At 73.7% G+C, this 21147-nt stretch carries 7 protein-coding genes; all 7 read right to left on the reverse strand.

Annotated features, from left to right (window positions below; all coding sequences use genetic code 11):
* Positions 1–88: 88 nt before the first annotated feature.
* Complete coding sequence (locus ACFWRT_RS26535; RefSeq protein WP_380952213.1) at positions 89–1066, reverse strand: TauD/TfdA family dioxygenase; 978 nt, start codon at positions 1064–1066, stop codon at positions 89–91.
* A 14-nt stretch (positions 1067–1080) separates the two neighbouring features.
* Positions 1081–1908 carry a 4'-phosphopantetheinyl transferase family protein gene (locus ACFWRT_RS26540; protein ID WP_380952212.1) on the reverse strand — a complete coding sequence of 276 codons (828 nt, stop codon included), beginning with the start codon at positions 1906–1908 and terminating at the stop codon, positions 1081–1083.
* A gap of 6 nt (positions 1909–1914) precedes the next feature.
* Positions 1915–2856 carry a TauD/TfdA family dioxygenase gene (locus ACFWRT_RS26545; RefSeq protein ID WP_380952211.1) on the reverse strand — a complete coding sequence of 314 codons (942 nt, stop codon included), beginning with the start codon at positions 2854–2856 and terminating at the stop codon, positions 1915–1917.
* Positions 2853–4109 carry an MFS transporter gene (locus ACFWRT_RS26550; protein WP_366379984.1) on the reverse strand — a complete coding sequence of 419 codons (1257 nt, stop codon included), beginning with the start codon at positions 4107–4109 and terminating at the stop codon, positions 2853–2855. The genes ACFWRT_RS26545 and ACFWRT_RS26550 overlap by 4 nt, the downstream gene beginning before the upstream one ends.
* Positions 4106–5068: an ornithine carbamoyltransferase gene (locus ACFWRT_RS26555; RefSeq protein WP_380952210.1), complete on the reverse strand. Its 963-nt coding sequence runs from the start codon at positions 5066–5068 to the stop codon at positions 4106–4108. Before ACFWRT_RS26555 ends, ACFWRT_RS26550 begins: the two co-directional genes overlap by 4 nt.
* A gap of 71 nt (positions 5069–5139) precedes the next feature.
* On the reverse strand, positions 5140–16053 hold the full coding sequence (locus ACFWRT_RS26560) for a non-ribosomal peptide synthetase (RefSeq protein ID WP_380952209.1): 10914 nt from the start codon (positions 16051–16053) through the stop codon (positions 5140–5142).
* Positions 16050–21089: an amino acid adenylation domain-containing protein gene (locus tag ACFWRT_RS26565; RefSeq protein WP_380952208.1), complete on the reverse strand. Its 5040-nt coding sequence runs from the start codon at positions 21087–21089 to the stop codon at positions 16050–16052. Before ACFWRT_RS26565 ends, ACFWRT_RS26560 begins: the two co-directional genes overlap by 4 nt.
* Positions 21090–21147: the final 58 nt, after the last annotated feature.

Genomic DNA, 21147 nt, shown 5'->3' on the forward strand with positions numbered 1-21147 from the left:
CGGCCACACCCGCCCCCACGTCGGGCCGGCCCCCCCCCCCTCCCGGGTAGGGCGGCCGGCCCCTTCGTGCGGTCCGGCGGGCGGTGGCTCAGCCGGCCGCCGGCTGCGACGGCTCGGCCATCGCCACCGCGATCCTGCGCGGGCCGGTGAACGGCTCACGGGCGTGGGCGGCGAGCATGTTGTCCACCACCAGGATGTCGTGCCGCTGCCAGTCGAAGCGGGTGGAGGCGTCGCGGTAGCACTGGCGCAGGTGGGCCACCACGTCGTCGGGGATGGGGGCGCCGTCACCGTAGTAGGAGTTCGTCGGCAGGTCCTCGTCGGCGAAGATCTCCTGAAGGCCCTCGCGGACGTCCGGAGCGACCGTGCTGACGTGGAAGAACGTGATGTGGTTGAACCACACGTCCTCGCCGGTCACCGGGTGGCGGTGCACGGCGTCGCGGATCGCCGTGGTCCGCAGTCCGCCGGCGGTCCACTCGACGCCCAGCCCCTTGCCCTCGCAGTACGCGGTGACGGCGGCCCGGTTGTCGGTGTTGAACGCCTGCTGCCACGGCACGCCGAAGTCCTCGTGGAAGTTGCGCACCACGCGCCAGCGGCGCCGGGTGAACTCCTCCCGCACGTCCGGGTCGATGGCGCGGAACACCTGGCGGATGTCGGCGAGCGGGGTCGCCCCGAGGGTGTGGGCCGGCTCGATGCAGTAGAAGTACAGCGCCTGCGGCCAGACGGCCTGGTAGGAGTTCTCGTTGTGCAGGAAGATCTCCTCGTCCGCCGGGTAGTCGGTCGAGGTGTAGACCTGGCCCTTGATGGTGGAACGGGGTGAGGAGCGCTCGGCGTACGTCAGCGGCGGCGTGCCCGACAGGGCGTGCACGGAACCGTTGAAGCCGTCGACGCCGGCCACGTCGAAGCCGCGCAGCAGCACGGCCCCGCGCGAGTGCAGCGCAGCACGGATCGCGGGGCGGTTGCTCTCGATGAACTCCGCGACCGGGATGCCGGGGGCCGGTGCCTCGTACACCTGCGGCAGATATTCCGCACGGACGGTGGGGCCGGGCAGGGGTGTGGTGGTCGTCATGGTGAGGGGCTCCTTCAGGAACGGAAGGGTACGAGCAGGGAGGTGGCGGCGGTGTCCCGTGCGGGGAGGGGGGCCGCCCCGGGGGCGGGGCCGGTGGCGCTGGTCAGGGTCCGCGGAGTCACCGGGCCGGCGCTGCCGGCGGGCCGGGCGAGGGCGACGAACAGGCCGCCCGTGCCGGGCAGGTCCTGCACCAGCCATTCGCCGGTGCCGCCCTGCCCGGTACTGCGCACGGTCAGCGGACCCTCGTGCTCGGGACGGACCTCCAGGCCCTTGAGGTCCGCCGTGATGCCGGTGCCGATCGCTTTCACCACCGCCTCCTTCCTGGTCCAGCACCGAAGGAAGGCCGCTTCACGCGCGTCTCCCTCCCTCAGGCCGTTCACGTAGGTCAGTTCGGACGCGGACAGCACGAGGGCCGCGGCACCCGCCGAGCTCCCGGAGCGTCCGTCCTCGACGTCGATGCCGACCGGTCCCGCCGCAGTGACCGCCAGGGCCCAGTGCGGGCCGGCGTGCGAGAGGTTGAAGTCGAGGTCGGTCAGGGGGTTGGTGACGACCGGGCGGCCGTGACCGGGGTCGGCGCACCACGGGCAGGGCCGGGTGCCGAAGCGCAGGCCCGCCGGGGGGACGCCCAGGTAGCGGGAGAGGATCTGCCGCACGGCGATGTGCGCTCCCGCGTAGCGCAGTCCCTCGGTACGCGGTCTGCGCTGCATCACGGTGCGTTCGGCGGCGGAGAGCAGCCGCAGGGCGGCGGCGGGCGGCGCCTGCCAGGTCGAGCCCTGCCAGACGTGCACACCGCCGTCCGCCGCCAGCGCCCGATACTCCGCCGGGGAGTCGCTGTCGCTCATGGCGCCTCAGTCGGACATCGCCACGAGCACCCGGCGGGTGCCCGTGAAGGGGCGGCGGCCGTGCGACACGAGCATGTTGTCGATGAGCATGAGGTCGCCGGTGTTCCAGTCGCAGTCGCGGGCGTGCTCCAGGCCCCGGTCACGGATCTGCAGGATGTAGGCGTCGGGGATCGGGGAGCCGTCGGCGAACGTCACGGACTGCGGCAGCTCGTCGGAGGACAGGATCTGCGCGAGCGCGGCGGCCGTGTCGTCGCCGAGCCCGGCCGGGTGCCACTGGTCGGACTGGTTGAACCAGACCTCGTCACCGGTCACCGGGTGGACGGCGGTCGCGGGCCGGATCTGGCGCACCCGCAGCGAGCCGTCCCGCTGCCACGCGTACTCGGCCTCGGTCCGGGTGAGGAACTCCTCCACCACACCGCGGTCGGTCGTCTCGAAGGTGTCCTGCCAGCTCTTGCCGAGGCCGAGCCCGTCGTGCAGGTTCTGCTGGTAGCGGACCCCGCCGCCGAACGCCTCGCGCACCTCGTCGTCGAGCGAGGCCAGCCACAGCGCGGAGTCGGTGACGGGCGTCGCGCCGCCGGTCGCGGCGGCCCTCTGGCAGAAGAACAGCAGCCTGGCCGGCCAGGCTGCGGCGTAGGACATCTCGTTGTGCATCGAGATGGTGAACTCCTGCGGGTACTCCGTGGAGGTGTAGACGTTCTTGCCGACCTTGGTGCGGGGCGAGTTGCCGTGCACGTAGGCGAGGCGGTTGGGGAGCAGTTCGTCCATGACGGGGTCGAGCGTCTCCTCGGTGACGCCGAAACCCCGGAAGATGAGCGCCTTCTCCTTGACGAGCTGGTCGCTGATGGCGGCGGTGTCGCCGACCACGCGCAGGAGTCCGGCCGCCGACGCCTCGACGCCCGCGTCCTGCGGGGTGATGACGAGCGGGGACCAGCTGGGCGTTGTGTTCATTCCTGATCTCCTTGGGGAGTGTTCCGGTGGTGTCGTGGAAGGTCGATGAGAAGTGCGGTGAGCGCGAGCGCTGCCATCGCGGCACCGAGGACGGCGGCGGTACCGGCCGCTCCGGTCGCGTCCAGGAGCAGCCCGCCGAGGAGCGCGCCGAGCGCGTTCGCGCCCGAACCCACCAGTTGGAGGGCGCTGTTGACGCGGCCCTGGAGCCGATCGGGGGTGGTGAGCACCTGGTGGACGCCGCCCGCGACGTTCACGGCGCCGCCGACCATGCTCATCACGGCGAACAGCGCGCCGAGCAGCCAGGGCGAGCGGGTCAGCGCGAGCGCGGGGACCTGGACCGCCCAGGCGAGCAGCGCCCAGCGGACCAGGGACGGCAGGCCCAGGAGCTTCATCGCCCGGCCGCCGGCCAGTGCGCCGAGCGCGCCGCCGGCCCCGCTGATGGCGGCGATGACGCCGACCGTTCCGGGTGAGAGCCCGTCCTCGTACAGGACGAAGGCAGGGAGCAGGGCGAGGGCCTGGAAGAGCACGTTGCTGCCGGAGACCAGCAGCATGACCAGGCGCAGGAAGGTGTTGCGCCACAGCCAGCGCAGCCCCTGGGCGATCTGCGGGCCCAGCCGCCCACGAGGCGGCCGGTCCTTTGCGGGGCCCTGGAACGGGGAGCGGATGAGCAGCACTGCGGCGAGCGAGAGCAGGTGGGCGACGCCGGCCAGCAGGAACGGCGACCAGCGGGCGAGCGCGAACGCCACGCTGCCCAGGGGCTGGCCGAGCAGTCCGGCGGCGCGACCGCGCGCCTCGCTGCCGGAGAGCGCGGCGGTGAGCTGCGCGGCGGGAACGACATGGCGCACGCTCGCCCGCTCCGCGAGCCGGTAGCAGACCATCAGGGAGCCCTCGACGAACGCGGCCGCCGCCAGGTGCGCGAGCCACACCCGGCCGCTCGCCACGGCGGCCACGACGCTGAGGGTGCTGAGCGCGCAGCCCACGCTGCACAGCACCATCAGCCGCCGCCGGTCGCAGCGGTCGACCAGGACACCCGCAGGCAACTGCACCAGCAGGTGAGGCAGTTGCGCGGCGGCCGCAGCCACCGCCCCCGCCGCCGCTGATCCGGTGGACCAGATCAGCAGCAGCGGGTAGGCCACCATGGAGGCGCGGGAGCCGAGCAGGGTGAACCCGGCCCCGCCCCACAGCAGCAGGAAGTCGCGGTTGCGGCGCAGCGGCGGGGGAGCGGCGGACGGCGCTTCGTCGAGGACGCTCATGCGGTGGCCGCTGCCTCGGAGCCGGCCCGCCCGCCGCGGGCCCAGGCGAGGACCGCCATGGCGCTGTGCATCTTGTTCTCGGCCTGCTGGAAGGCGAGACTGTGCGGCCCGTCCAGGACCTCGCCGGTGACCTCGTCACCACGGTGCGCCGGCAGGTCGTGCAGGAAGACGGCCTTGGGGCTGGCCTGCCAGAGGTCGGCGGTGACCTGGAAGGGGGCGAAGACGCGCCGCCACTCGGGGTCGGCCTTGGTGGTGCCGGTGGTCTGCCAGCGGGTGGTGTAGACGGCGTCGACGTCCTCCGGCAGGCCGTCCATGTCATGGCGTTCGGTGACGGTCGAGCCGCAGCGGGCCGCGGTGCGCCGGGCGCGTTCGAGGAAGGCGGGGTCGAGACCGTAGCCGGGCGGTGTGCGCAGTTCGAGGTGCGCGCCCTCGAAGCGGGTGAGGGCCAGGGCGAGCGCGGAGGCGGTGTTGTTGCCCTCACCGACGTACAGGACGCGCAGGCCGTCCAGGCGGCCGAAGTGCGCCTGGAGGGTGGTGAGGTCGGTGAGTGCCTGGGTGGGGTGTTCGTCGGCGCTCATGGCGTTGATGACGGACATCCGCCGCTGGTCCGCCCAGGCCCGCATCTCGGCCGGGTCGTCGGCGGTGCGAGCGACCAGCACGTCGAGCATCCGGGAGAGCACCGCGCCGGTGTCCTCGCTGGTCTCGCCGGTGTTGAGCTGGAGGTCCCCGGCTCCGTACGTGATCAGGTGGCCGCCCAGGCGCAGCGCGCCGCTGGAGAAGGCGGTACGGGTCCGGGTGGAGGTCCGCTTGAAGTAGACGCCCACCACCTGGTCGGCCAGCGGGCGCCGGGCGCCGGGGCCGGCCTGGGCGAAGGTCACGCCGTCGTGGACGATCCGGCGCAGGTCGGAGTCGGAGAGGTCGTCGATGGAGATGAGGTGGCGGGCGGACGGGTGGGTCACGGGGTCCTCCTGGAGGGGGTGGAAGTCGGCCGGGGAGCCGGGCCGCCCGGTCGGGGCGGCCCGGCCTCGGATCAGGCCCGGTCCTCCTCCGTCACCACGGGGGTGAGCAGAGGGTGGTCGGCCGGGGCGGCGGCGCCGGTGCCGGCCGCCGCCCAGTCGGCCATCAACTCGCCCTGGCCGAAGGCGTGCTCACGCTTGCTGAGGGACGCCGTGAGGAACTTGACGATGTCCTTTCCGCTGTCGGAGTTGGTCAGGGCGACCAGCCCCACACCGCTCCTGAGATGGGTGAGCGAGAGGTTCCAGTAGCCGGCCGGTTCACCGCCGTGCCCGAACTCGGCGTCGTCACCGGTGTCGTCGACGATGGTGCCGAGTCCGTAGAAGCTGCCCGGATGGGTGTGGAGCAGCTCGGCGGCGGTGTCCCGGGGGATCAGGGCGCCGTCCAGGCCGAGGAGTGCGGCCCGGAAGTGGCGGGCGACCTTGCCGAGGTCCTCGGCGGTCGTCCACAGCCCGGCGGCGGCGAGGTGGGCGCGTTCGCGCCAGCCGCCGTCCAGGTGCTTGCCCTTCACGTGGTGGCCGAGCGCCACGGGGCGTCCGGCGGTGTGCGGGAAGGACTGGTCGAAGCTGCTGCCCGTGAGGCCCATGGGCGTCAGCACGAGCCGGTCCATCAGCTCCTGGAAGGGTTCGCCGGTGGCGTCCTCCAGGAGCTGCTGCAGCACCCAGTAGTGCGTGCTGCTCTTGCGGAAGACCTCACCGGGTACGAGCTGCCGGCTGACCCGGGGCGTGGACACCGGCCCGGTCCCGTCGAGCAGCTCCCGCAGCGCGGGCACCCGATCGCCGGGCCGGAACCCGACGCTGCGGTGGCGTGCGAAGCCCGCCGTGTGCCCGAGGAGCTGGCGGACCGTGACCGGTCCGGGCGCCTCGGGCAGGTCGGCGAGTCGCCACGAGGTGAGGTGCCGGTCGATCGGGTCGTCGAGGCCGATGAGCCCCTGAGCCACGAGTCGCAGGGTGGCGAACGCCGTGACGTGCTTGCTGATCGAGCCGACCTGGAACAGCGTCCGAGGGGTCACCGGTGCGCCGCCCCCTGCCCGCAGGTGGCCGACGCCGTGCAGTTCGGTCGAGCCGTCGGCGCCGAGAACGGCGACGCTCACACCGGGCACCTGGTGCTCGGCCATGAGGGCCGTCAGCTCGTCGAGGGGGAACGCCGGCGCGGCCGGCCGGCCGATCAGGGCGGCCACCTCCGCGAGCGGCCCCTCGGCCAGTTTGGCGCTGTCCCCGCCGCTCGCCCGGTCGAGCAGCGAGGCCAGCAGGTCGGCGGAGACCTCCACGCGGGCGGGGGGAGCGGGGGCCACGGGGGCCGCCTCCGCCTCCGCCTGGTGCGCGTCCTCGTCGATGGCCGCGGCCAGGTCGGCGAGGGTCCCGTGCTGGTACATGCGCCAGACGGAGACGGTGAGGCCCGCTCGCCGGGCGGCGGCCAGTACCTGGATCATCAGGATGGAGTGGCCGCCGAGGTCGAGGAACCGGTCGTGGATGCCGACGGTCCCGACGCCGAGCACGTCCTGCCAGATCGTGGCGAGGAGCTGTTCGGTGGGGGTGCGGGGGGCGACGTAGGGGTGGTCGTCGCCGCGCAGGGAGGAGCGGTCGGGGGCGGGCAGCGCCCGCCGGTCGACCTTGCCGTTGGCGTTGAGCGGCATGGTCTCCAGGGCGACGAACGCCGAGGGGACCATGTACTCGGGGAGCCTCAGGCCGCATTCCTCGGCGAGGGCCGAGGCGTCAGGGAGCCGCTCTCCTTCGTGCGGCACGCAGTAGGCGACGAGGCGCTTGTCGCCGGGGGTGGGTTCGTGGACCGTGACCACGGCGTCCCGCACGGCGGGGTGGGCGGCCACGACGGCCTGCACCTCGCCGAGCTCGACGCGGTAGCCGCGGATCTTGACCTGGTCGTCCAGGCGGCCGAGGAACTCGACCGCGCCGCCGGCGAGCATCCGCACCCGGTCGCCCGTGCGGTACAGCCGCCCGCCGGGGGGCCCGTACGGGTCGGGCACGAAGCGCTCCGCCGTCAGGTCGGGACGGCCCGCGTAGCCGCGTGCCACCCCGGTGCCGCCGACGTACAGCTCGCCGACCACGCCCACGGGCACCCGGCGCATGGCCCGGTCCAGGACGTGGGTGGTCATGTTCGGCAGGGGCGTGCCGATCGGCACCACATCAAGGGTGACCGGCTCGGTCACCGGGTGGACGGTCGAGCCGACGGACGCCTCGGTGGGCCCGTACTCGTTGATCATCCGTCCCGCGCCCAGGAGTTCGAGCGCCTGGTTGCCGGTGGTGGCGGGCAGCGCCTCGCCCGCGACGACGAACACCTGGGCGAGCCGGTCCACCTCGTCGGTCGCGAGCTGCTCGGAGAGGATGTCGAGGTGGCCGGGGGTCAGCTTCACGAAGCTGTACGGGGCCCGGTCCATGAGCGCTTCCGCGAGGTCGCCCGGCACGGTGTCCTGCGGCACGACGTGCACGGCCTGCCCGGTGACCAGCGGACCCCACAGGTTGGGCACGACCAGGTCGAAGGCCACGGACGAGAACAGCGGTGCGCCGCCGGTGCCGCGCGCGGCCAGCTCCACCGCCGCCCAGGCCACGTGGTTGGCCAGGCCCCGGTGCGGGATCTGGACGCCCTTGGGCCGGCCCGTCGAGCCGGAGGTGAAGATGACGTACGCGAGCCGGTCGGGGTCGTCGGTCCGGGCGGGCGCGCGCTCCTGCGTGGCGAGGGCCTCGCCGACCAGGAGCGGGGTGAGGCCACCGAAGCGCGCCGCGTACTCGGGCTGGGTGACCGCATGCGCCGCACCGGCCGTCTCCAGCATGGAGGCGATGCGCTCCGCCGGGTAGGACGGGTCGACCGGCACGTACGCCGCACCCGCCTTCCACACCCCGAGCAGGGCCGCGATGAGCCGGGGGGAGCGGTCGAGGAGCACGCCGACGGCGGACTCCCGGCCGACGTTCTCGGCGAGCAGGCGGTGGCCGATCGCGTTGGCCGCCTCGTCCAGTTCCCGGTAGCTGACCTCCTCGCCCCGGAAGGTGACGGCGACCGCCCCGGGGGTGGCCCGGGCCTGCCGCTCGAAGCGCTCCAGGACGGAGAGCACCGGATAGTCCTCGGCAGTCCCGTTGAGCGCCCCCAGCCACTCCGCCTCGCCCGCCGGCAGCGGGGCGTACTCCGCGCTGCCGTCCGGGTCGGCGGCCATCGCCTCCAGGACCCGCCGGTACAGACCGGTCAGCCGGTCGGCGTGCTCCCGGGCCAGGGCGTGGGTGTGCGTGGTCAGCAGCAGGTGCCCGGAGACCGCGGAGACCGCGAGGGCGAACTCGGTGCCGCCCTCGCCGCTGCTGGCCTCGGGGTCGACCAGTTCGGTGTCGACGTGGTCGAAGTCCTGGTAGCTGAAGCGGACGTCGAGGAGCCGGCCGGTCCCGGCGTCGCGCTGGATGACCGGCATCGGGAAGCGCCGGCGGTCCCAGACGCGCCCTTCGGCGGCGAACACCTCCCGTACCAGGTCGGTCCAGGTGCCCCGGGCTCCGGCGAAGGCGAACGGCAGCGTGTTGAGGTACATGCCGTACACCCGCTCGGCGCCCGGCGACTCGGGGCGCGCGCTGCACACCAGGCCGCTGTGGAAGGCGGGTTCCTCGGTGAGCAGTGAGAGGACCTTCAGGTGGGCGGCGAGCAGGACGCTCTTCAGCGACACCTGGGCCCGCGTGGCGAGCGCGCGCAGCCTCGGCTGAAGGTCGAAGAGCTCGACCGCCACCCGGTACTTCTCGCGCGGGGCGAGCGGGTCCCCGGCCCACGGAGCGGGCAGCGCGAACGGGGCATGGCCGCTCACCAGGTCCTTCCAGTAGGCGCGGTCGTCCTCGGAGTCCAAGGAGGCCAGTTCGGCGGCGATGAAGTCCGCGTAGCGCACCGGCGGGGCGGTGTACGGGGCCGGCTCGCCGCCGTCCCGCAGCACGCGGTAGGTCTCCAGGAGCTCCATGAGCAGGGCCCGGTGGCTCCAGCCCTCGGTGATGGCGTGGCAGACGGTGACGACGAGCCGCCAGGCGTGGTCGTCCTCCAGCTGTGCGGTCATCCGCAGCAGCGGCGCCTTCGCCAGGTCGAAGAGGACCGCGCGCTCCTCGGTGAGGATGGCGCGCGTCCGCTCCTCCCGGTCGCCCGCGAGCCTCAGGTCCTCGACCACCAGCGGCACGTGGGCGGTGGGGGCGACGATCTGGAGGGGCGTGCTGTAGCCGTCGAGGTCGAAGGAGGTGCGCAGCATCTCGTGGCGCCGGGTGACGATGTTGAGGGCCTTGCGGAACGCGGCGACCTCGAAGGGGACGCCGTCGGTGATGCGGAAGGACGCCACGTTGAGGTAGGCGCGCTTCTCCTCGTCGGCGAGCATCTCCACGATCATGCCGAGCTGGACCTGCGACATCGGGTAGGCGTCGACGGTCCCCTCGGGGAGCCTCGCCCGGTCGTCCGGACCGAGGAGCGCGAACGGCTCGACGGGCGGTGCCGTCTCGGCCGGCGCGGGGCGCCCGGTCAGGAACTCGCTGAGCTCGGCGACCGTGCGGTGCTCGAAGACCTCGCGTACCCCGACGTCGAACCCGGCGGCGCGCAGGGCGCCGACCAGGGCGACGGCGCGGATGGAGTGGCCGCCGAGGTCGAAGAACCCGTCCTCGACGCCGACCCGCTCCAGCTGGAGGACCTGCGCCCAGATCTCCGCGACACGCGCCTCGGTTCCGGTGCGCGGGGCGACGTACGGGGTGCCGGTGCCGTCCGCGGTGTCGTCGGGGTCGGGGAGGGCGCGTTTGTCGGTCTTGCCGTTGGCGTTGAGCGGGATGGCGTCGAGGGCGACATAGGTGGCGGGCAGCATGTAGTCGGGGAGCCGGGTGGCGGCGTGCTTTCCGAGGCCGGCCGCGTCGATCTCCTGGTCCGCCACGTAGTAGGCCACCAGCTGGGTCTCGCCGGCCGTTGTCGTACGGGGTATCACGACCGCGTCGCGGATGGCGGGGTGGTCGGTGAGGATGCTCTGGATCTCGCCGGGTTCGATGCGGTAGCCGCGGATCTTGATCTGGTCGTCGAGGCGGCCGAGGAATTCGACGGCGCCGTCGGGGCGGGTGCGGACGAGGTCGCCGGTGCGGTAGAGGCGGTTGCCGGGTGTCCCGTACGGGTCGGGCAGGAAGCGGTCGGCGGTCAGGTCGGGTCGGCCCGCGTAGCCGCGTGCCACGCCGGTGCCACCCACGTACAGCTCGCCCGGGACGCCGGTGGCGACCGGCTGGAGCCACCGGTCCAGGACGTACATGGTCATGTTCGGCAGGGCGTGCCCGATGGGCAGCACCTCGGCCGGCTCCTCGTCGGGCACCGGGTAGACGCAGGTTCCGACGGAGGCTTCGGTGGGTCCGTATTCGTTGATCAGCCGGGTGTGCGGGGCGAGGGTCCGCCAGCGTTCCAGGGTGGCGCGGGTGAAGGCCTCGCCGGCGACGACGAGCACCGGGGCGAGCGAGGCAGCCTGTTCCGCGGTCAACTGCTCGGCCAGGACGTCGAGATGGCCCGGGGTCAGCTTGATGAAGCTGTACGGTGCCGCCGCGGCGACCTCACGGCCCAGATCGGCCATGTCGGTGTCCTGGGCGACGGTGTGCACCTTCTGGCCGGTGACGAGGGGGGCCCACAGGTTGGGGACGACGAGGTCGAAGGCGACCGAGGAGAACAGCGGTGCGCCGCCCTGTCCCTGGGACGCCAACTCCCGTGCCGCCCACGCGACGTGGTTGGCCAGGCCCTGGTGGGTGACCTCGACGCCCTTGGGGCGGCCGGTCGAGCCGGAGGTGAAGATGGTGTAGGCGAGCGCCTGCGGGTCCTCGGCCCGCTCGGGTGCGGTGGCCGGTTGTGTGTCGATCGCCGGGTCGTCCACCCGTACCGTCGTGAAGCCGCTGAAGCGTGCCTCGTACGCCTCCTGCGTCACGGCGAAGGCGGCGCCGGCCGTCTCCAGCATCGAGGCGATCCGCTCGGCCGGGTAGGACGGGTCGATCGGCACGTACGACGCGCCGGCCTTCCACACCCCGAGGAACGCCGCGAGCAGGTCGGGCCCCCGGTCCAGCAGGACGCCGACCGGGGTGTGCGGGCGCACGCCCAGCGCGCGCAGGTGGTGCGCGAGCCGGTTGGCGCGCGCGTCGAGCTCCGCGTACGTGACAGACGTGCCGGCCAGCGAGACGGCCGTCGCGCCCGGGGTGCGGCGGGCCTGCTCCTCGAACCGGGACGGTACGGCGGCGGTGCCGAAATCGGCCCGCTCACCGGTGCCTTCGGCCAGCAGGCGGTCCCGGTCGGCCGCCGGGAGGCAGGAGGCGGCGGCGTCGCCGAGCGGGTCGGCGGCCATGGCCTCCAGCACCTGGCGCAGGATGCCCGCGAGGTGCTGGAGGGCCTGCTCGGTCAGGTGCTTGCGTCCGCCGGTGAGGAAGAGGTGGCCCAGGCGGGCGGAGACGCCGAGCGGGAACTCGGTGGGGCTGTCGTCGATGCTCGCCAGGTAGTCGACCTGCTCGCGGTCCACCTGGTCGAAGTCGTGGTAGCTGAAGCGGACCGAGACCAGCCGGCCGGCGTCCGGCGCGGCACGCTGGATGTCGGGCATCGGGTAGCCGCGGTGCGGCCACAGCTCCACCTCGCGGCCGAAGACCCGCGCCAACAGGTCGGTCCAGGTGCCGAAGGCGCCGTCGAAGGCGAACGGCAGGGTGTTGAGGTGCATGCCGTAGACGCCGTCGGCGCCCAGCGCCTCGGGGCGCGCGTTGCAGACCAGGCCGGTGAAGAACCTGTCCTGGCCGGTGACCGCGCTCAGCGTCTTGAGGTACGCGGCGTGCAGCACGCTCTTGAAGGACGCCCCGGCCGCCGAGGCCAGTGCGCGCAGCCGGTCCTCCAGGTCGTGCACGGGAACCTTGACGCGGTGCGGTTCACCTGCCTCCCCGTCGCCCGCCCATGCCTCGGGGAAGGCGAACGGCTCGTAGCGCTCGACGATGTCCGTCCAGTACGCGCGGTCCGCGCCCTCCTCGCGCGAGGTCAGCTCGGCCGCGACGAAGTCGGCGAACCGGACGCCGGGTGCCTCGGGACGCGTGATCGCGGCGCCGCCGCGCGCCCGGTCGTACCCCTCGACGATCTCCATCAGGAGGGAGTGGTGGCTCCAGCCGTCGAGGATGGCGTGGCACTCGGTGATCGTCAGCCACCAGCTGCCGTCGTCGCAGGCGTGCCCGGTCAGCCGCAGCTGCGGGGCCGCGTCCAGCGGGATGAGCGCGGCCCGCTCGCGGGCGGTGAACTCCCGCAGCGCGCTCTCGATGCCGGCGGCGTCCAGGCCGCCGAGGTCGTTGACCGTGACCGGCGGATCGACGTCGCGGTGCACCAACTGCATCGGCACGTCGTAGGAGTTGAGGTCGAAGGAAGTGCGCAGGACCTCGTGGCGCGTCACGGCCGCCCGGACCGCCGCACGCAGCGCCTCGACCGAGAAGGGCCGGTCGTCCCGGACCCGGAACGACGTGGAGTTGTGGTACGGGTGGCGGGCGTCGCTGAGCATCTCGACGACCATGCCGATCTGGACCTGCGACATCGGGTACGCGTCCGCCAGCCCCGTCGGCATCCGCTTCCGGTCGGCGGCCGTGACCAGCTCGAACGGCTGGACGCCGACCGTGCGGACCACCGGCGCGCGTTCGGCGAGCCGCTCGGCCAGCCGGGCCACCGTGCGGTGCTCGAAGAGATCGCGCACGGACACGTCGAGACCGGCCTCGCGCAGGTGCCCGGAGAGGTTGATGGCGCGCAGCGAATGCCCGCCCAGGTCGAAGAAGCTGTCGTGGACGCCGACGGACGGCACCTTGAGGACCTCGCCCCAGATCGCGGCCACCTGGCGCTCCAGGCCGGTGCGCGGCGCGGTGTACGTCTGGCCGGCGGCGCGTACGGCGCCGGGCTGCGGGGCGGGCAGCGCCTTGTCGTCGAGCTTGCCGTTGACGGTCAGCGGCAGCTGGTCGAGGGCGACGAAGTAGGCCGGGACCATGTACTCGGGCAGGTCGCGGCCGAGCGCGGTGCGCAGGGCGACGGCGTCGAACTCCGTGCCGGGCGCGGGCACCACGTAGGCCACGAGCTGGCGGTCGCCGGGGGTGACCTCACGGGCCAGGACCACGGCGTCACGGACGCTCTCCCGCGCGGCGAGCACGGCGTTGATCTCGCCCAGCTCGATGCGGAAGCCGCGGATCTTGACCTGTTCGTCGTTGCGGCCGAGGAACTCCAGGCTGCCGTCGGCGAGCCGGCGGGCCACGTCGCCGCTGCGGTACAGCCGGCTGCCGGGCTCCCCGAAGGGGTCGGGCACGAAGCGCTCGGCGGTCAGCTCGGGCCGGCCCAGGTAGCCGCGCGCCACACCGCGCCCGGCGACGTGGATCTCGCCGAAGACGCCGACGGGGACCGGGTTGCCACGTCCGTCGAGAAGGTGGACGGCCAGGTCGTCGAGGGCGACGCCGACGGGGCTGACGCCCGCGCCCAGGTCGGTCGCCGTCAGCTCGTGGTGGGTGACGTGCACGGTGGTCTCGGTGATCCCGTACATGTTGACGAGCGTCGGCCGGTCGAGGCCGAGCCGGTCGGCCCACGGCCGCAGGTCGGCGACCTCCAGCTTCTCCCCGCCGAAGACCACGGTGCGCAGCGCCAGCCGGTCCACGCGCGGGTCGCCCTCGCGGGCGGCGGCGACCAGGGCGCGGAACGCGGACGGCGTCTGGTTGAGGACGCTGACCCGCTGCTCGACGAGCAGGTCCAGGAAGGCGGACGGGTCGCGGGTCACCTCCTTCGGCACGACGACCAGGCGCCCGCCGTGCAGCAGCGCGCCGAACATCTCCCACACGGAGAAGTCGAAGGCGTAGGAGTGGAACAGCGTCCACACGTCGTCGGCGTGGAAGCCGGTGCGGCGGCCGGTGACGTCGAACAGGCGCAGCACGTTGGCGTGGGTGAGGCAGACGCCCTTGGGGCGGCCGGTGGAGCCCGAGGTGTAGATGACGTAGACGAGGTGGTCGGCGCCCGCGACGGGCTCCGGGTCGTGGGCCGGGGCCGTCTCCAGCGTCCCGTCGGCGTCCAGGACCAGGGTCGTGCCGGAGTGCAGCGGGGCCAGGAGCCCCGTGTGAGCGCTCTGCGTGACGACGACCGGGACGGCGGCATCGGCGATCATGAAGCCGAGCCGGTCGGCCGGCGCCGCCGGGTCGAGCGGCAGATAGGCGCCGCCCGCCTTGAGGACGCCGAGCAGCGCGGGGACCAGGTCGGCCGAGCGCTCCAGGCAGACGCCCACGAGGGTCTCCGGGCCGACGCCCGCCGCCCGCAGCCGGTGGGCGATGCGGTTGGCCCGTTCGTTGAGCTGCGCGTACGTCAGCTCCTCGGCCTCGAAGGTGACGGCGACGGCGTCCGGGGTCCGCCGGACCTGCGCCTCGAAGGCGCCGTGCACGGTGCCGGTGACCTCGCCGGTGACGGCGGCGCCCGCGGTGAGCCAGGCGTGCTCGTCCGCGCCGAGCAGGCCGAGGGCGCCGATCTCGCGGTCCGGGGTGGTGACGGCCGCGTCCAGCAACCGCACCAGGTGCCCGGTGAGCCGCTCGGCGGTGGTGCGGTCGAAGAGTTCGATGGCGTACTCCAGGTGCCCGTGCAGGGACCCGTCGGCGCCCTCGCGGACCTGGAGGTCGAGGTCGTACTTGGCGGCGTCGCCCTCGCCCTGGAAGGGTTCGGCGGCGATGCCGGGCAGGGCGAAGGCGTCGGTGCGCTCGCCGTGCATGGTCAGCGCCACGTCGAACAGCGGGTTGCGGGCGAGGTCGCGTTCGGGCTGGACGGCGTCGATGAGCTGGGCGAAGGGCACGCCCTGGTGGTCGAAGGCGCCCAGCACGGTGTCCTTGGTGCGGGCCACCAGTTCGCGGAAGGTCGGCTCGACCTCCCAGTGGCCGCGCAGGACCAGGCTGTTGATGCCGTAGCCGACCATGCCTTGGAGCTCGGGGCGGCCGCGCCCGGAGACGACGGTGCCGACGGCGATGTCGGTGGTGCCCGTGTACCGGGCGAGCAGGCCGTGGTAGGCGGCCAGGACCACCATGAAGAGCGTGGCGTTTTGGTCCTCGGCGAACGCCCTGAGCCGGGTGGCGAGTTCGCCGGGCAGGGAGAAGGCCACGGTGGCGCCGGACGCGTCACGGACGGCCTTGCGGGGGCGGTCGGTGGGCAGCTCGATGGGGGTGAGCCCGACGAGCTGGCTCTTCCAGTAGTCGAGGTGGCGCTCCAGCGTCGCACCGGACATCTCGGCGCGCTGCCAGGCGGCGAAGTCGGCGTACTGCACGGGGACCGGCGGAAGGGCCGCCTCCGTAACCTCGGCGAGGGCCGTGTAGAGGGCGCTCAGTTCGCGGGCGACGACCTCGGTGGACCAGGCGTCGCAGGCGATGTGGTGGAAGACCAGGGCCAGGACGTGCTCGTCGTCGGCGAGCCGCAGCAGCCGGCCCCGGACGGGCAGGTCGCGCTGCAGGTCGAAGGGGAGGAACAGCTCGCGGTCGATGACGTCCTGGACGGCGGCCGTCCGCGCACCGGGGGCGGTGCCGGTCAGGTCGACGACGGGCAGGGTGACCCGCTCGGCGTCGGAGACGACCTGGACCGGGCTCTCCCCGGCCAGGGTGTAGCGGGTGCGCAGGATCTCGTGGCGGTCGGTGAGGCGCTGCCAGGCGGTGCCGAGCAGGCCGGCGTCGAGGGGCCCGGTCAGGGTGACGACGAACGGGACGAGGTACTGGGTGCTGTCCGGGTCGAGGCGGCTGAGGAACCACATCTGTTCCTGGCCGTAGGAGAGCCGCAGGGGGGCCGCCCGGTCGGCCCCCGGTATCGCCGGTCTGCGGCCGGGGCCCCGGCCGGCCAGGCGCCGCCGGATCAGCTCCTGGCGGGCCCGCTCGGCGGCCTGGACCTCCGGGCCCGCTCCGGGCTCGTCGGTGCCGAGGCCGGCGGGGATGATCGCGTCCGTGCTCATACCGTGAACTCCTTCGCCAGTGCCTGGCCGTTCGTCGGGGTTGCGTGCGGGTGTGCGGCTGGGGGGTACGCGGCCAGCTCCGCGTCGATCTCGGCGGTGACCGCGGCCTCCACGGCGGCGGCGAGCCGGGCCACGGTCGGGCCCTCGAAGACGGTGCGCACCTTGAAGTCGATGTCGAACTCCTCCTGGATCCGCGAGATGAGGCGGATGGCGAGGATGGAGTTCCCGCCGCTCTGGAAGAAGCTGTCCTCCACGCCCACCCGGGTGCCGAGGAGTTCGCTCCAGATGTCGGCGATCCGCTCCTCGGTGACGGTGCGGGGCGCGATGCCCGCCGCGGCGCTCGCGGGGTCGTCGGGGTCGGGGAGGGCGCGTTTGTCGGTCTTGCCGTTGGCGTTGAGCGGGATGGCGTCGAGTTGGACGTAGGCGGTGGGCAGCATGTAGTCCGGGAGTCGGGTGGCGGCGTGTTTTCCGAGGTCGGCCGGGTCGAGTTCCCGGTGCGCCACGTAGTACGCGACGAGGTGGGTCTCGCCGGTGGCGGTGGGGCGGGCCACGACGACCGCGTCGCGGATGGCGGGGTGGTCGGTGAGGATGCTCTGGATCTCGCCGGGTTCGATGCGGTAGCCGCGGATCTTGATCTGGTCGTCGAGGCGGCCGAGGAATTCGACGGCGCCGTCGGGGCGGGTGCGGACGAGGTCGCCGGTGCGGTAGAGGCGGTTGCCGGGTGTCCCGTACGGGTCGGGCAGGAAGCGGTCGGCGGTCAGGTCGGGTCGGCCGGCGTAGCCGCGTGCGACCCCGGTGCCACCGACGTACAGCTCGCCCGGGACGCCGACCGGGGTGGGTTCGAGTGCCGCGTCGAGGACGTACATCGTCATGTTGGGCAGAGGGGTGCCGATGGGCAGCACCTCGGCCGCCTCCTCGGCCGGCACCGGGTAGACGCAGGTCCCGACGGACGCCTCCGTGGGTCCGTATTCGTTGATCAGCCGGGTGTGCGGGGCGAGGGTCCGCCAGCGTTCCAGGGTGGCGCGGGTGAAGGCCTCGCCGGCGACGACGAGCACCGGGGCGAGCGAGGCGGCCTGTTCCGCGGTCAACTGCTCCGCGAGGACGTCGAGATGGCCCGGGGTCAGCTTGACGAAGCTGTAGGGCCGCGATCCGGCGAGTTCCCTTCCGAGGTCGGCCATGTCGATGTCCTGGGCGACGGTGTGCACCTTCTGGCCGGTGACGAGGGGGGCCCACAGGTTGGGGACGACGAGGTCGAAGGCGACCGAGGAGAACAGCGGTGCGCCGCCCTGTCCCTGGGACGCCAACTCCCGTGCCGCCCAAGCGACATGATTCGCCAGACCCGCGTGGGTGACCTCGACGCCCTTGGGGCGGCCGGTCGAGCCCGAGGTGAAGATGGTGTACGCCAGCGCCTGCGGGTCCTCGCCGCGCTCCGGCGCCGTCCGGGGACGGGCGTCGATCGCGGCCCGGTCCCGGTCGACGAGCACGGTCGTGAAGCCGCCGAACCGCTCCCCGTACGCCTCCTGCGTCACGGCGAAGGCGGCGCCGGCCGTCTCCAGCATCGAGGCGATCCGCTCGGCCGGGTAGGACGGGTCGATCGGCACGTACGACGCGCCGGCCTTCCACACCCCGAGGAACGCCGCGAGGAGATTGGGCCCCCGGTCCAGCAGGACGCCGACCGGGGTGTGCGGGCGCACGCCCAGCGCGCGCAGGTGGTGCGCGAGCTGGTCGGCCCGCAGGTCGAGTTGCTTGTACGTCACCGAGGCGTCGCCGAAGGACACCGCGGGGGCCTCGGGCGTGGCCCGGGCCTGTTCCTCGAAGCGCCGGACGACGCTCGTGTCACCGAGATCGGCCCCGGTCGCGTTCCACACGTCCAGCACGAGGGTGCGCTCCTCGGGGCGCAGCAGCGCCACCTGGGACAGCCGCACCCCTGGCCGGGCCGTGACCTCCTCCATGACCCGGACGAAGTGGTCCTTGAAGCGGACGACCGTGGCCTCGTCGAAGAGGGCGGTCGCGTACTCCAGGACCCCTTCCAGGGCGCCGTCGGCGGAGCGGCCCACGAAGACCGACAGGTCCGTCTTGGCGACCGTCCACGCCTCGGCGAAGGCCGCGAGGTCGGCGGTGCCGGTGGCGACGCTGGTGACGCCTTCGCTGTGCATGTCGAAGGCGACCTGGTAGAGCGGGGTGCGCGACAGGTCACGCTCCGGCGCCAGCTCCTCCACGAGCCGGTCGAAGGGCAGGTCCTGGTGGGAGAAGGCCGCCACGGACGCGGCCCGCACCCGGCCCAGCGCCTCCTCGAAGGTGGGGTCGCCCTCCAGTGCGCAGCGCACCACGAGGGAGTTGAGGAAGAACCCCACGGTGCCGGCCACCTCCGGCCGGCCGCGTCCCGCCACCGGTGTGCCGACCGGGATGTCCCACCGGCCGCTGTAGCGGGCCACCACGGTGGCGAAGACCGTCAGCAGGGTCATGAACGGGGTCGCGGCGTGGGCGCGGCCCAACTCCTCCACCCGGGCGAACAGTTCCGGCTCCACACGGATCGGCACGACCGCGCCGCGCGAGTCACGCTCGGCGGGCCGGGGCCGGTCCGCCGGCAGCTCCACGGGCTCGACGCCGTCGAGTGCGGCACGCCAGTGCGCCAGCTCCCCGGCCAGGAACGCGTCGGTGAGCCGCTTGCTCTGCCAGGCGGCGTGGTCGGCGTACTGGAGGCCGGGCGCGGCCAGCCGGGGCGCGCGGCGCTCGACGGAGGCCGCGCACAGCTCGCGCAGCTCACGCTCCAGGACGACGGTGGACCAGCCGTCGCAGGCGATGTGGTGCAGGGTGACGAGCAGGACGTGGTCCTCACCGGGGACGCGGGCGAGCAGCGCCCGCCACAGCGGTCCGCCCGCCAGGCCGAAGCCCCGCGCGAACTGCTCCTCGAAGTGGCCGGCCAGCTCCTCGCGGCCGGTGTCGGCCACCCGCAGCTCCACCGGGACGGGGGCGCCGATCACCTGCCGGGGCTCGCCGTCCCTCTCCTCGTAGCTGGTGCGCAGGATCTCGTGGCGGGCGGACAGCTCGTCCAGGGCCGCCTGGACGGCGGCGACCGGGGTTCCGCCCGGCAGGCGCACGATCAGCGGGGCGACCCACTCACGGCTGCCCGGGTTCATCCGGTCCAGGACCCACAGGCGGCGCTGGCCTGAGGAGAGCGGGAGTTCACCGGTGCGCGGGACGGCTGTCACGGCGTCGGCGTCGGCGGCCGGCGCGTCGATCAGGCGGGCCTGCGCCTCCACGGTGGTGGCGCTGAACAGGCCGCGCATGGAGATCGTGACGCCTGCCGCGCGCAGCCGGGCGGCCAGCCGGGTCAGCTGGAGGGAGGTGCCGCCCAGCGCGAAGAAGTCGTCGGTCGCGCCGACCCTCTCGCACCCGAGCAGGGCCGCCCAGACATCGGCGACCTGCTGCTCGGCAGGAGTGCGCGGGGCGACGTACGCGTCCGGTCCGACGGCCGTCGTCTCGTCCAGGAGGGCGGTGACGGCCTTGCGGTCGGCCTTGCCGTTCGCGGTGAGCGGCAGCGCGTCCAGCGGCAGGAAGAGCGACGGTACGTGGCTGTCGGGCAGCCGGGTGCGCAGGTGACGGCGAAGGTCGGCGGAGCCGGTCCGGGTCCACGCGGTGACGGCCGCACCGATCCGGCGGCTCCCGTCCGCGGCGGTGAAGGCGACGACGACGGCGCCGGTCACCTCGGGGTGGGCGGTGAGCGCGGCCTCGACCTCGCCGGGCTCGACGCGTACGCCGTTGACCTTCAGCTGGTCGTCGAGGCGTCCCAGGTACTCCAGGACGCCGTCGGTGTTCCAGCGCACGAGGTCACCGGTGCGGTAGAGCCGGCTGCCGGGCGGCCCGTAAGCGTCGGGCACGAAGCGCTCGGCGGTCAGGTCGGGGCGGCCCGCGTACCCCTGGGCCAGACCCGTGCCGCCGGCGTACAGCTCACCGGCGACGCCCTTGGGGGCGGGGGTGCCGTCGGCGCCCATGACCAGGACGCGCATGCCCTTGAGGGGGCGGCCGATCGGGACGGGGCCGGACTCCTGGGCGGGGTCGGCGGGGTGGGCGGTGATGTCGATGGAGCACTCGGTGGGCCCGTAGGTGTTCCACACCTCGACCGGGCCGGGGGCCACCTGCCGCAGCCGCGAGACCAGTTCGGCGTGGAGCGGCTCGCCGGCGCTGAACAGCAGCCGCAGCCGGTCGCAGCCGGCCCAGCCGGACTCCTCGGCGAGCAGCCGCAGGACGGACGGTACGGCCTGGAGGACGGTGACTCCGGCGTCGGCCACAGCGCCCAGCAGGGCGCGCGGGTCGCGCTCGGCGCCTTCGGGGGCGCAGACCACCCGGCCGCCGCTGATCAGCGGCGCGTGGATCTCCAGACCCGCCGCGTCGAAGCCGGGGGACGTCTTGAACAGCCAGCGGTCGTCGGCGTCCAGCCCGTGCTTGCGTACGGACCAGGCGATCCGGCCCGCGAGGCCGGCGTGGGTGACCTGGACGCCCTTGGGCTGCCCGGTCGAGCCGGAGGTGAAGATCGTGCAGACGACGGCGGCCGGGTCGGGTGCCGCGAACGGCGCGTCGGACAGGCCGGTGGCGTCGATGGCGGCGGGGGTGAGGGCGCGTACCCCAGGCGGGGCGATGTGAGCGGCGAGCCGCGGTTCGGCGACGACGAGGGCGGCGCCGCCGGCGGTGAGCAGCGCGGTCAGCCGGTCCTGGGGGTGGGAGGGGTCCAGGGGCAGATAGGCGGCCCCGGCCCGTCCCACGCCCAGGAGGGTGGCGACGAGATCGCTGCCCCGGTCCAGGCACACGCCGACCAGCGTCCCGGGGCCGGCGCCCGCCGCCCGCAGGAAGCGCGCGACCTGCTCGGCGGCGGCGTCCAGCGTGCGGTAGTCGACCGTGTGGCCACCTCCTTCGACGAGGGCGATCGCGTCAGGGGTGCGGGCGGCCTGCGCGGCGAAGAGCGCGGGCAGCGACTCCGGCTGCGCGGTGGAGACGGTTCCGCTCAGGGACGTCCCCGGCAACTGTGCGGCGTTCAACAGGTACTCCTTAAATGACCTGGCGCCAGGTGTGAACTAGGCATGGGATGGAGGGAAC

It is taken from the genome of Streptomyces cyaneofuscatus (assembly GCF_042718795.1).
Taxonomy (GTDB): domain Bacteria; phylum Actinomycetota; class Actinomycetes; order Streptomycetales; family Streptomycetaceae; genus Streptomyces; species Streptomyces cyaneofuscatus_A.

What these genes read in the sequence shown, in the direction of transcription:
- ACFWRT_RS26535 (WP_380952213.1), bottom strand. Translation starts at nt 1,066, where the DNA reads ATGACGACCACCACACCCCTGCCCGGCCCCACCGTCCGTGCGGAATAT.
- ACFWRT_RS26540 (WP_380952212.1), bottom strand. Translation starts at nt 1,908, where the DNA reads ATGAGCGACAGCGACTCCCCGGCGGAGTATCGGGCGCTGGCGGCGGAC.
- ACFWRT_RS26545 (WP_380952211.1), bottom strand. Translation starts at nt 2,856, where the DNA reads ATGAACACAACGCCCAGCTGGTCCCCGCTCGTCATCACCCCGCAGGAC.
- ACFWRT_RS26550 (WP_366379984.1), bottom strand. Translation starts at nt 4,109, where the DNA reads ATGAGCGTCCTCGACGAAGCGCCGTCCGCCGCTCCCCCGCCGCTGCGC.
- ACFWRT_RS26560 (WP_380952209.1), bottom strand. Translation starts at nt 16,053, where the DNA reads ATGAGCACGGACGCGATCATCCCCGCCGGCCTCGGCACCGACGAGCCC.